7 protein-coding genes are annotated in these 12,481 nt (G+C 69.7%); 3 read left to right on the top strand and 4 right to left on the bottom strand.

The genetic code is table 11. The annotated features are described in order from the left end of the window. Positions 1-45: 45 nt before the first annotated feature. Entirely contained in the window at positions 46-2,295 is a 2,250-nt protein-coding gene (locus tag ABVF28_RS10845; RefSeq protein ID WP_371030460.1) for an ATP-binding cassette domain-containing protein, read from the bottom strand. Positions 2,296-2,407: 112 nt separating this feature from the next. Between ABVF28_RS10845 and mgtE the strand changes: the two genes are divergently transcribed. Together mgtE and ABVF28_RS10835 are read left to right on the top strand one after the other, a co-directional pair. Continuing rightward, positions 2,408-3,760, top strand: coding sequence for a magnesium transporter (gene mgtE / locus ABVF28_RS10840; RefSeq protein WP_104311806.1), 1,353 nt, complete (start codon positions 2,408-2,410; stop codon positions 3,758-3,760). 303 nt (positions 3,761-4,063) lie between these two features. Continuing rightward, positions 4,064-6,553, top strand: a complete 2,490-nt coding sequence (locus ABVF28_RS10835) for a LuxR C-terminal-related transcriptional regulator (RefSeq protein ID WP_371030459.1) — start codon at positions 4,064-4,066, stop codon at positions 6,551-6,553. Here the strand turns inward: ABVF28_RS10835 and ABVF28_RS10830 are convergent. Genes ABVF28_RS10830 through ABVF28_RS10820 form a run of 3 tightly spaced genes read right to left on the bottom strand, consistent with a single transcriptional unit; the run spans position 6,550 to position 11,215 of the window. Then, positions 6,550-7,548: an NAD-dependent epimerase/dehydratase family protein gene (locus ABVF28_RS10830; protein WP_371030458.1), complete on the bottom strand. Its 999-nt coding sequence runs from the start codon at positions 7,546-7,548 to the stop codon at positions 6,550-6,552. The two genes, ABVF28_RS10835 and ABVF28_RS10830, sit on opposite strands and share 4 nt — an antisense overlap. Next, positions 7,545-10,196, bottom strand: coding sequence for an alpha/beta fold hydrolase (locus tag ABVF28_RS10825; RefSeq protein ID WP_371030457.1), 2,652 nt, complete (start codon positions 10,194-10,196; stop codon positions 7,545-7,547). The genes ABVF28_RS10830 and ABVF28_RS10825 overlap by 4 nt, the downstream gene beginning before the upstream one ends. Further along, the gene (locus ABVF28_RS10820) at positions 10,193-11,215 is read right to left on the bottom strand and encodes a 3-oxoacyl-ACP synthase III (RefSeq protein WP_104311810.1); all 1,023 of its coding nucleotides are present in this window, start codon (positions 11,213-11,215) and stop codon (positions 10,193-10,195) included. The genes ABVF28_RS10825 and ABVF28_RS10820 overlap by 4 nt, the downstream gene beginning before the upstream one ends. Positions 11,216-11,325: 110 nt before the next feature. Between ABVF28_RS10820 and ABVF28_RS10815 the strand changes: the two genes are divergently transcribed. After that, a complete protein-coding gene (locus ABVF28_RS10815; RefSeq protein WP_146080779.1) occupies positions 11,326-12,456 on the top strand; it encodes a hypothetical protein in 1,131 nt (376 codons plus the stop codon). Positions 12,457-12,481: the final 25 nt, after the last annotated feature.

Below are 12,481 nucleotides of genomic sequence, written 5' to 3'. Positions count from 1 at the left end.
GCGTCGGCCCATCAAGGCGCCGCGCGAGCGTCTGCCTCAGCGCCTCTACGCGCCGACGTAGCGCGCCAGATGCTGCCCGGTGAGGGTCGAGGAGTCGCCGACGAGCTGCGCGGGGGTTCCCTCGAACACGACGGAGCCCCCGTCGTGCCCGGCACCCGGCCCGATGTCGATGATCCAGTCGGCGTGCGCCATGACGGCCTGGTGGTGCTCGATGACGATGACCGACTTCCCCGACTCGACGAGCCGGTCGAGGAGCGAGAGCAGCTGCCGCACATCCGCGAGGTGCAGGCCCGTGGTCGGCTCGTCGAGCACGTAGACGCCGCCCTTCTCGGCCATGTGGATGGCGAGCTTGAGGCGCTGGCGCTCGCCGCCCGAGAGCGTCGTGAGCGGCTGGCCGAGGCCGAGATAGCCGAGCCCGACGTCGACGAGCCGCGCGAGCACCTTGTTGGCCGGTCCCGTGGCGAAGAAGTCGTGGGCCTCGTCGATCGACATCGAGAGCACCTCGCTGATGTTCTTCCCGTCGAGCGTGTACTGCAGCACCTCAGCCTGGAAGCGCTTCCCTTCGCACTCCTCGCAGACGGTCGACACGGCCGCCATCATCGCGAGGTCGGTGAAGATCACCCCGAGGCCGTTGCACTTCGGGCAGGCCCCCGACGAGTTCGCGCTGAACAGGCCGGGCTTGACGCCGTTGGCCTTCGCGAAGGCCGTGCGGATCGCGTCCAGCACCCCCGTGTACGTGGCCGGCGTGCTCCGTCGAGACCCGCGGATCGACGTCTGGTCGACGACCACGACGTTCGCCGACTTCGGGATAGACCCGTGGATGAGGGAGCTCTTGCCTGACCCGGCGACTCCGGTCACGACCGTGAGCACCCCGAGCGGGATGTCGACGTCCACGTCCTTGAGGTTGTGGCGCGTCGCGCCGCGGATCTCGAGGCTCGACGTCGAGGTCCGCGTCGTCTCCTTCAGCGAGACGCGGTCGTCGAGGTGCTTGCCCGTGAGCGTGCCAGAGGCGCGCAGCCCCTCGACCGTGCCTTCGAACATCAGCTCGCCGCCGCCCGAACCTGCACGCGGGCCGAGGTCCACGACGTGGTCGGCGATCGCGATCGTCTCCGGCTTGTGCTCCACGACGAGCACGGTGTTGCCCTTGTCGCGCAGGCGCAGCAGCAGCTCGTTCATGCGCTGGATGTCGTGCGGGTGCAGCCCGACCGTCGGCTCGTCGAACACGTAGGTGATGTCGGTGAGGCTGGAGCCGAGGTGGCGCACCATCTTCACGCGCTGCGCCTCACCGCCGGAGAGGCTGCCTGATTCGCGGTCGAGGCTGAGGTAGCCGAGCCCGATGGTCACGAGCGAGTCGAGGGTCTCCTGGAGCGTCGCGATGGCGGGCGCCACCTGCGGGTCCTGCACGCCCGCCATGAAGACGGCCAGGTCGCTGATCTGCATCGACGAGCAGTCGGCGATGTTCGTGCCGTCGATGCGGCAGGCGAGGGCCGCCTGGTTCAGGCGAGTCCCCTCGCAGTCTGGGCAGGCTGTGAAGGTGACGGCCCGATCCATGAACGCGCGGATCGCCGGTTGGACCGCCTCGGGGTCTTTCGACAGGATCGACTTCTGGATGCGCGGGACGAGCCCCTCGTACGTCATGTTCATGTTGAGGGCGGGAACATGGACCTTCGTCGTCTCCTTGTAGAGGAAGTCCTGGAGCTCCTGGTCGGAGTACTCGGCGACCTTCTTGTCGCCGTCGAGGAACGGCGCCTCGGAGTAGCCGCGCACCATCCACCCGTCGATCTTGTAGCCGGGGATCGTGATGGCACCCTCGTTGAGCGACTTCGAGCGGTCGACGACCTCGTCCAGATCGAGGTCGGTGACGCGGCCGATTCCCTCGCAGCGCGGGCACATGCCCTCCGCGAGGTTGAAGCTGAAGTGTCCGGCTGGCCCGGCCGAGGGCGTCCCGAGCCTCGAGAAGATGATGCGCAGCATGGTGTGCGCGTCGGTGGCCGTGCCCACCGTGGAGCGCGCGTTCGAGCCCATCCGCTCCTGGTCGACGACGATCGACGCGCTCAGCCCCTCCAGCACCTCGACGTCGGGCCTCGCCAGACTCGGCATGAACGACTGCACGAACGCGGTGTACGTCTCGTTGATGAGCCGCTGGGATTCGGCGGCGATCGTGCCGAAGACGAGCGAGCTCTTTCCCGAGCCTGACACGCCGGTGAAGACCGTCAGCTTGAGCTTCGGGATGTCGACGTCGACTCCCTTGAGGTTGTTCTCGCGAGCACCGCGAACGCGGATGGTTTCATACACGCAGTGATCGTAGCGAGCGGGACGCGGATCGGAGCGAGCAGCCGGACCTTGGTATGGACCGGATGCGGCGCGGGCGACCGGCGCGACGCCTCAGTGTGCTTGCATTCCCCATATGCCCCCGTTCCACTCTCTCGATGATCTCGTCGAATTCGTGACCACCGAACTCGCCCGCGGAGACCTCAGCGCTGTCGCGTCTGCGCTGGCGAACGCGCCGATGCCCGACGTCGCTGTGCTGCTCGAACGGCTACCTGCCGGCGACGCCGGGGTCGCGTTCCGGCTCCTGCCGAAGGACGAAGCCATGACCGTCTTCGAACGCATGGACGCACCCGCGCAGCGCGAGGTCGTGACGCAGCTCTCTGATACCGATGTCGCGAGGGTGTTCTCGGAGCTCGACCCGGACGACCGGGTCGCCCTCATGGACGAGCTCCCGGCGAAGATCGCGAAGCGGCTCATCCAGGAGCTGCCGGCGGATGAGCGCGGCGAGACGGCCATCATCCTGGGCTACCCGGTCGGTTCCGTAGGCCGGCGCATGACTCCCGACTACGTGCACGTCTACCCGCACGAGCTCGTCAGGGTCGCCCTCGAGCGCATCCAGCAGCGTGGCGGCAGCGCGGAGACCATCTACACGATCCCCGTCATCGACGACGGGCGGCATCTCCTCGGTGTCGTGAGCCTTCGGGAGCTGTTCTTCGCCGGCCCTGACGACACGGTCGAGAAGCACATGGCGACGGCCCTCTACGCGCACGCCGACGACGACGCTGAGGTGACCGCACGCACCCTGGTCGACCGGGGCGTGCTGGCCATGCCGATCGTCGACCGCGAGAACAGACTCATCGGGCTGCTCACGGGCGACGACGCCCACCGGATGGTCGAGGCCGCTCGAGACGAGGACGAGGCTCACGCGGGCGCAGCCGAACCCCTCCGGCGCCCGTATCTGACGACACCGGTCTTCGCCGTCGTACGCTCCCGGATCGTCTGGCTGTTCGTGCTGGCGGTTTCCGCGATCCTGACGGTGAGCGTGCTCGAGCTCTTCGAGGCGACCCTCGAGCAGCAGGTGGCGCTCGCACTGTTCATCCCGCTCCTGACCGGCATCGGCGGCAACACCGGTTCCCAGGCGGCGACCACGGTCACGAGAGCCCTCGCGATGGGGGAGGTGCGCCCCAGGAACGCCTGGCCGGTCGCCCTCAAGGAGCTGAGGACCGGCGTCGTCCTCGGTGTCACCCTCGGGGCAGTCGCCTTCGCCGTGGCGACGACCTTCTACGGTGCCGGCATCGGCACGGTCATCGGGCTCACCCTGCTGTCGGTCTGCACGATCTCGGCGACCGTCGGCGGCGTCATGCCGCTCGTCGCGAAGTCCATCCGGGTCGACCCCGCCGTGTTCTCGACGCCATTCATCTCCACGTTCTGCGACGCGACGGGACTCATCGTGTACTTCTCGATCGCCAAGTCGGTTCTGGGCATCTGAGCCGAGACACGCCCGAGCGAACGCAATCCAAGAATGCGCTCCGTCAGCCCGAGACCCGGTGAATTCATGGTCGTTCGCGCGCTTTCGCGTCGCAAATAGGAGAAATGGGGCAGCAAAACCCCCGCTTGATCTCCGAATCCGGCGAAGCGGCCCGGGGCGCCGAGTGAACGTATACAACGCGCGTGTCCCCAAAACCGTATCGTGGGAGCGAGGCGTGGGAGCGGAGATAGTATTCCGCGACCGTGCCGGACTCTGGGGGGAGTCCACAGCGCCTGGCGCTGAGAATCAGCAGGAGAGAAACGAATGTCCAGCACCACGCTCAACGGCGATCAACGCGGGGGAGAGCCGTGGCAGATCGCGGAACGCGACCGGCTCTCCGGCGTTGCGCTCGAGGGTCATACCCTGACCTTCCTCGTCGGCATGCCGGGAAGCGGACGCACCACGCTGCTCCGGCAGATGCAGGCGAAGCTCGAGACCGTCGGCGAGGCGCACGTCTGGTGCTCGTCACGTTCTGAATTGCAACGTGTTCTGGACGACCTCGCAGCCGGCAAGCGCTCGGGGCGTCTCGCGGTGCTCCTCGACGACGTCATCGTCGCGCAGGACGACCAGCTCTGGGACCGCATCAGACGGCTGGTCATGCCCGGAGACGACGATGGGGCTGCGGACCAGGGGAGCGCCCCGCGATTCCTCATCGCGTCGCTGTCGATGCCGGATTGGGCCTCCGCGCACGGAGCTGCCGGAGTGGTCCTCCGGCCTCGTGACCTCGCCTTCGACGCGTCGGAGCTGAATGCGGTCCTCGCAGCCAACGCGCCGGGCGCGCCTCAGGAACTGCGGATGCAGCTCCTCGACTCGTTCTCGGGTCATCCGGTCACGACTCGCGTCGCGTTGGAGCGATTCCGCGCCAACGCCCACGCTGAGGGCTGGTCCGTCGTCAGCGGCAGCTCGAGTGCCGCCATGACCCTGCAAGAGCTGCGTCGATTCGACCCCGCTGAGCTCGAGCGCGTCGACGCCATACGGATGATGCGCGCCACCAGCGTCCTCCGGCGCCTCTCAAGAGAAGACCTCCACCTGCTCGCACCGGACCTCATCGGCGACTACTGGTTCGACCAGCTCGCGTCCTCCCCGTACGGCGTCACGGAGATCAACCCGGTCTCCCTCGACGTCGAGTTCGTCTGGCACGCCGACACCTTCGCCCGCCTCAGCGCTGAGCGCTCACCCCACGAGGTCCGCGCGCTCGCCGCGCGCGCCGTGGCGGCCTTCCCAGGCGAGGGCAACGTCATGCAGCGGCTCTTCCTCTCCCTCCGGGCCCGCGCCTGGGGTGAGGTCGAGTCGATCGCGCAACGCCACTTCCGGACCATCTACGAGTACGCCCCGCGCGAGACCGTCGAGGAGATGCTCCAGGCCCCGGCAAGCGTGCTCCCGCGCCTCGTGAGCACGAACCTGCTCATCGCCCTCTTCCGCTGGCGCAGATTCGGCGCGACGCGGAGCGTGCTGCACAGCCTGCGCGAGTCCAGCATCGCCACGACTCGCATCGCCGCCAGCGACCCGATCGGCTTGTTCTCGCAGGTCACCAGGCACTCCCTGGCCACCTCCTTCGGGGGAGATCGTGCCGCGGCCGAACGCTGCCTTCGAGACGCGAAGGCCCTCATCCGTGATGCTGACGGGAAACTGCACGCCGCCCTCTACGCGTCGGCCATCGCTCGAGGGCGCTTCGCGGCCGACTGCCTCGTGCTGGTCTGGGCGGCAACGCTCCTCGAGGACATGCCGCTTGCTCTGGAACTGTCGACCATCGCTGCCGAGCACGGCCAGAGCTTCAACCGCACCGACATCGACGCGCTGCGGCACATCGAGATCATCGGGGTCATCTCCGGCGTGCGTCAGGCCGACGCAGCCAAGCTCACCGGTCGCTCCCTGCCGGGGTTCGCGGACTGCTTCGACCTACTCGACAACGGTGAGGAAGCAAAGGCCCGCGACCTGGCGCGTCAGCTCCGCGACCTTCCGCGCTCCGTCCTCCCACACGACACCGGGGCGAGCGTGCGCATCCTCCTCGAGGCGCTCGTGGGCGATGAGGACCCGATCGCCGAGGTCGATGAGCTCCTCGAGCTGAGCGCGGCGTCCTGGCGCGACGGGCTCCCATCCACGCTGCTCACCTTGTCGGCGACGACCTTCTACCTCACGCGCGGGCAGAGTGTGCGCGCACAGAAGGCGGCGGACTACTCCGGTGCGGAAGGCGACTGCTACGTGAGCCTTTCGCGCGCCCTCGTCGAGCTCGCGAACGGCCGCCCCGGGGAGGCGCTCGCGCACGCCGAGGCCGCCCTCGCCGATGACAAGATCGCCCCGCGCTTCGCCTCGATCGCGCGCACGCTCGCGGCGCTCTGCATGCTGCGGCTCGGGAACCTGGATGCGGCCGCCAACCGCATCGCGACGATGGCCACGCAGTGCCTCGACGATCGAAACGCGAGGTTCGCGTTGCGCTTCGCGACAACAAGCGACGCCGCGCTCATGACCTCCATCAGCGACAAGCTGCCGAAGCGCATCGCCGACCTGCTTGTCGTCTCCGCGCTCGACTCGCGGCCGCTCTCCGACTCCACCGTCGGCGAGGAGCTCTCGAGCGCCGAGATAGAAGTGCTCCGCCTCGTGGGGAGGAACTGGACCAACGCGCAGATCGCGGCCCAGCGCTTCGTCTCCGTGCACACGGTACGCGCTCAGTTGCGCAGCGTGTTCCGCAAGCTGGGCGCGAGCGATCGCCGTTCGGCCGTGGCGGCAGCGGAACGGCGGGGGCTGCTCGACTAGCTTGGCTGGGCCTGCACCGTGCTGCGCGTCGCCGCGGTGTGATCGGCGAGACGCTGCAGTCCCTCTTCGAGGGAGACCGCAGGCGACCAGTCGAGATCGGCGCGGGTGCGGCGCTGGTCGAACCAATGCGCGGTCGAGAGCTGCTCGGCGAGGAAGCGCGTCATGGGCGGCTCATCCTCACCAGGTCGGATACGCCACACGCCTTCGATGATCGACCCCGCTGCACGGGCCACCCCGGCGGGGACGCGCAGCCGCGGCGGCGGCGCACCGCCGGCCAGGCAGATGCCCTCCATGAGCTCGGCGACCGTACGCGGCTCGCCGTTCGTGATCACGTAGCTGTTCCCGTGCGCGGCGGGCGCTCGACGGAGCGCCGCCGCGATCCCGGTGGCGGCGTTGTCGACGTAGCAGGAGTCGATGAGCGCCGCTCCGCGTCCGAGGAGCGGGAGGATCCCTCTCGTCGCACGCTCGAGGATGCGCCCGATGAGCTGCGTGTCGCCCGGCCCCCAGACGAGGTGCGGGCGAACGGCGACCACCGCGAACTCGGGAGCGTCTGCCGCGAGGGCGAGCAGCTCTGCCGTCGCCTTCGTGCGCGCGTAGCTGCCGTGCGCGAGATCGGGCCTCGCCTCGTCGGCGCTCGCCCCGTGGATGGCGGGGCCGAAATGCGCCACCGACGGGGAGGACACCATGACGAAGCGGGTGGCACCCGCAGCCTTCGAGTGTGCGAGCAGATGCTTCGTGCCCGTGACGTTGACGGCCTCGAACTCGTGCTCTGCGCCGCTCAGCGACACCTTGGCGGCGAGGTGCACGATGCCTTCGGCGCCGGCGACGGCCCGTTCGACTGCCGCCTCGTCCGTGATCGATCCGAGCGCATCCGTCACCCCGGCGATGCCACTCGGACCTCGCTGCATCGTCGTGACCTCGTGGCCGCCGTCGCGCAGCTCGGTCGCGACGGCACGCCCCAGCATGCCGCTCGCGCCCGTGACGAGGACTCTCACGGTGCCGAGACCCGTTCCCCGGAGAGCGCGCGCTCAGCCCAGGCGGCCAGCGCGCTCCGGTCGATCTTCGAGTTGTGCCTGATGTCGGTGGGGAGCTCAGGAACGATGAACGCGGCCGCGATGGGATGCGTCGTGGATGCGCGCAGGGCGTCGGCGAGTTCCGCTTCGGCGACACGCACCCGACGGGTCGGCTCCCGCGTCTCGAGCACGGCAACCGCCTGCGCCGTGCCGGCTGGGCCAACGCCGACGACCGCTGCGCGCCGCACCCAGGGCAGCGTCTCGAGGTCCTGTTCGGTTCCGACGGGCGCGAGGGGCCCGTCTGCCGTCACGAACACGTGGGGGAGTCGGCCCTCCACCCAGAGGCGGCCTTCGTCGTCGAGGTGTCCGACGTCGCCCGTGCGATGCCAGCGCCCTTCGGAGGGCAGCTCGCGAGCGGCGGCGCGGTCCGTCATCGCGAGCCGGTCGTAGCGCTCCTTGAGGTGCGGGGCGCTGATGACGATCTCACCGAGCACGCCGGGCTCGGCCGAGGGCTCGCCCCGCGCGGCTCCCGAGGAGTCGAGGGCGCTGATGCGCACCACGTTGCTGCCGATGGGCGCGCCCACGCAGACCCCGTCGTCGGGGGCGAGCGCCGCGGCCGAGATGCCGTCACGGTCGATGTCGGTCACGAGCAGGCACTCCGTCATGCCGTACGGCGTGTGCGCCTCGGCGTTCGGCATGAGGGCGCACGCATCGTCGAGCAGTCTGGCGCCGATGGGCGCACCCGTGGACAGGAACGTCTGGACGCGTTCGAGCGCTGCACGCTGCGCCGCGTCCAACCCGTCGCGGGTCGCGACGACGTTGAGGATCGCCGCCGGCGACAGGAACACGATGCGGGCGTCCGCCGCGATGACCGCATCGGCAACAGCCGTCGCGGTCAGCGTGCGGGGCGAGGTGACATCCATGTCTGGGGTCACGGACCGTGTCCCGAGGGCCGGGCCGAGCAGCGCGAACGGTGCGAACCCGGTGACGAGGCCGGAGTCGGCGGTGACGCCGTAGGTCTCTCGAAGCGTGTCTCGCACGGCCTGCAGCTGCTGATGCGTGTACACGACGCCCTTGGCGGGCCCCGTGGAGCCTGAGGTGAAGAGCACCGCTGCGAGGTCGTCGGGGCCGGGGGCCTCGGGAAGGGCCGCGCCGCGCCCGAGCTCGGCGACCTCGGCGAGCGAGTGGGCGACGCCGAGGGCCGCGCGGCTGCTGGCGGGGATGCTCGTGGCGCTGATGCGCAGGCCGGGCCATCCGAGCACCTTCGCCGCGGTCAGTCCGGGGACCTGTCCGATGACGACGTCCGGCCATGCGCCTCGGACGGCACGCGAGAGGCCCTTGACGCCGAGGCCAGCATCCGCGACCACGACGACTGCGCCGATGCGCAGGCAGGCGTAGACGACGGCCGTGAGGGTCACGCCAGGCTGCACGAGCAGCGAGACGCGGTCGCCGCGGCGGACGCCGACGGCGCTCAGCCCCGCGGCCAGCTCGTCGACGCGGGCGGCGAGCTGGCGCCAGGACACGGCGAGCGGCGCCCCGTCGGTTCCGCGGCCCATCTCGAGCGCGGCGACGGACGGGTCGTCACGGTGCTGGTCGAGGGCCGCCCACATGGGTGCGGAGCTGGGGGAGCTGCCTGCGGCGGGCGAGCTCGCCGGCTGCTCGCGCCGGCGCGCACGACCTGCGGCGACGTCGTCGAGCCAGGTGAGGAGATGCGTCGCGTACGGGGCGTCCTCGGCGATGAGGTGGCCGGCGCCTTCGAAGCGGTGCACCTCGGCGTGGGGGAGGCGTCGCATGAGGTCGCCGAGGTAGAGGTCGGTGAAGATCGGGTCGCGGGGGCCCCAGAGCAGCAGGGCGGGCACCTCGAGCTTCGCGACGCCGGAGGAGACTCCCAGCAGCGCGTCGTGGCTCTCGGTGTCTTCGTCGACGGGGATGTCGGCGACGAACTGCTCGATGCCGAGACGCGACGCGCGGTCCGTGTACGGCGCGGCGTATGCGCCCTTCACCTCGGCCGACAGCGGGGGGTTCGCAAGGGCGAGGGTCGTCTGCAGGAACGCCGGGCTGGTCGACGTGGAGGCGCGCAGCACCGGCCCGAAGCGCGCGAGCCGGAGGGCCGCCGGGATGGCCAGGTCGCTCGGCTGGTCGACGGCGGTGTTGAGTGAGGCGACGGCGGTGAGCAGCTCGGGGTGGCGGACCGCCCAGCCGAGGGCGACGACGCCGCCCCAGTCGTGGCCGAGCGAGACGACGCGGCCGTCGAGCGCGAGTTCGTCGGTGAGGGCGCCGAGGTCGAGGATGCGCTGCTCGAGCGTGCGTCGCACGTCGGTTCGCTCCGAGAAGCCCATGTCGAGCTGGTCCACCGCGACGACCCGCCAGGCGGTGCCCCCGGACTCGGCGGCTGCGAGCGACTCGTTGGCAAGCGCACGCCACAGGTAGGACCACGTCGGGTTGCCGTGCACAGCGAGGACCGTGCCTGCCGGCTCGATGCCGAGCTGCGCGAGGGCTGGCCCGGTGTCGAGGAGGTGCCAGCCCCGCCTGGTGCCCGCGTCCGCGCCGACACCCGGCGTATCGACGATGCGGCTGAACCGGTCTTGGAGGCCTGGCAGGCCGGCGGGTGGGCGTGTGGCCGACCTCACCACTTGAGCTCCATCATGGCCGTGTTGAGTCCGGAGCCGACGCCCATGAGCAGCACTCGGTCGTCGCGCTTCAGCGTGCTCGACTGCAGGTCGAGCGTGATCGGGATGGAGGCGGGGCCGACGTTCCCGAGCGTCGGGTACGTCGTTGGCACTCGCTTCTTGTCGAGCCCCACGGCCTTGACGATCGCGTTCGTGTGCACGCGGGAGACCTGGTGGGTGATGTAGTGATCCATCGACGACCAGTTCCAGTCGGCCTGGGCTTCCTTCCAGGCGGAGACGACGAGGTCGAGTCCTCCCTTGAGGAGCGCCTTCGCGTCGGTGAACATGCCCTGCACGCTGCCGACGCAGAGCTCGTGGAACTGGGTCGCCGCTCGAGTCACGCCGCCGAGGATCTGGTGGCCCTCCGGATGCTCGTCGGTGCGGCCGAGGACGGCCGCGGCGGCCCCAGAGCCGAGCGTGAGACTCGCGAACTCGCTCATGAAGTCCTCGCGGCCGATGTCGTCGCGCAGCAGGCGGTTGATGGTGTTGACCTGGATCTCGTCGGCGTCCTCGCCGTTGACGATGATGGCGTAGCGGATCTGTCCGGCCTCGATCATCTGGGCGGCGAGCGTCATGCCGTTCACGAAGCCCAGGCACGCATTGGCGATGTCGAAGTTGACGGCCGAGCTCGGCATCCCAAGCCCGTGGTGCATGCGGACGGCGACCGAGGGCTCGAGGTGCGTGCGGGTGACGGAGGTGTTGATGAGGAGGCCCACGTCGCTGGCGTCGACACCGGCACGTCGCAGTGCCTCCTGTCCCGCGGCTACGGTCGCGTCGGTGAAGGACTCGCCGTCGGCCCAGTTGCGCCGTTCCGTGACCCCGGCGACGCGCTCGAGGAGGTTGCCGGGCAGTTTCAACCGCTTCAAGCCCGCGGCGAGCTGGCCTTCGATGTCCGAGGAGGCGGTGGCCTTCGACGGAAGGCGGCTCGCGACCGACAGCAGCGAGACGTTGTGGAAGCGAGTAGTCGCGTTACCTGTCATAGATGTGATTTGCGTCCTGAGCCGTACGAGGGGTGTGGAGGGGCGTAACCACGTCAGTCTAGGTGTTCGACGGTGACCGAACTCTCAGGCCGAATCAATAGCGTGCAGAGATGTTGCCAAGTGATATTCCCACCCATGAAGATCTGCTTGAACTGACCGAGTACCGGGGCGAGGGCAGCGTGAGCATCGCCATCCCGGCATCGAGCGCGCCGAGCGAGTCGGAGGCTCTGCGACTCGAGCTGCGCGCGGCGGTGAGCCAGGCGGCGAAGGAGCTCGAGGCGCTCGGCCTGGACCGGGCGCGAATCGCGAAGACCCTCGATCCCGCGAAGCAGTTGGAGTCCGATCCGGAGTTCTGGCGGGCACAGTCCCGGTCGCTCGTCATCCTGGCGGCCCCCGATCGCTTCCGCACCTTCCGCCTCGCCAACCGCCTCGGCCAGCACGTGGCCGTCGGCGACCGCTTCGACGTGGGCGCGCTTCTGCGTGCCACCACCTTCCCCAACTGCGGGTTCGTGCTCGGGCTGTCCCGAGGAGAGGTGACGCTCTTCGAGGTGCTCGCCGACGCGAAGCCGCGCCAGCTGCCCATCGAGGGGCTCCCAGACGACCTTCCCCTGGTCCTCGAGCACACGACGACGGGCGGACGCTTCGACCGACAGCGAGCGCAGGGCACGACGGGCGATCGCATCGGCCATGAGCGTTTCGCGAGGATCGTCCAGGAGCAGGTCATCCCGATCCTCCGGGAGTCGGGCGCACCGCTCATCCTCGCGGCGACGGGAGACTTCGACACCGCCTACCGAGCAGTGAACGAGTACCCAGGGCTCCTCGAGCAGCGCATCGGAGCGCATCCGGGGTCGCTGGCGGCCGGTGAGCTCGACGCGAAGGCGCGCGGCATCCTCGACGACCACTACCGCAGCGAGATCAACGCCTGGCGCGAGGAGTTCGGGACGAAGCGCAGCAATGGCCACGCGACGACCTCGATCAACGAGGTGGCGAGGGCCGCGTCGCAGGGCGCGGTTGCTGAGCTCTACTTCGACATGGACTCCACGCTCGAGGGGGAGCTCGACGAGCACGGCAAGCTGACGCGCGCCGAGACGCCCGGCCCGCACACCTATGCGATCGTCGACGAGATCGCGGCGCGCGCCCTCAAGCACGGTGCGAAGGTGAGGGCCGTGCGCAGGGGCGACCTGGTCGACGGCGCGGAAGTGGCCGCGACGCTGCGGTACCCGCTGGACTCCACGGCGTAGACCCGCGACCCGACGGGGTGGGGCG

It is taken from the genome of Pseudoclavibacter sp. JSM 162008 (assembly GCF_041366455.1).
GTDB lineage: Bacteria > Actinomycetota > Actinomycetes > Actinomycetales > Microbacteriaceae > Pseudoclavibacter.
Note: the sequence above shows the minus strand (reverse complement) of the source record. Positions and strands in the feature narration are given on the sequence as shown.

What these genes read in the sequence shown, in the direction of transcription:
- ABVF28_RS10820 (WP_104311810.1), bottom strand. Translation starts at nt 11,215, where the DNA reads ATGACAGGTAACGCGACTACTCGCTTCCACAACGTCTCGCTGCTGTCG.
- mgtE (WP_104311806.1), top strand. Translation starts at nt 2,408, where the DNA reads ATGCCCCCGTTCCACTCTCTCGATGATCTCGTCGAATTCGTGACCACC.
- ABVF28_RS10815 (WP_146080779.1), top strand. Translation starts at nt 11,326, where the DNA reads ATGTTGCCAAGTGATATTCCCACCCATGAAGATCTGCTTGAACTGACC.
- ABVF28_RS10835 (WP_371030459.1), top strand. Translation starts at nt 4,064, where the DNA reads ATGTCCAGCACCACGCTCAACGGCGATCAACGCGGGGGAGAGCCGTGG.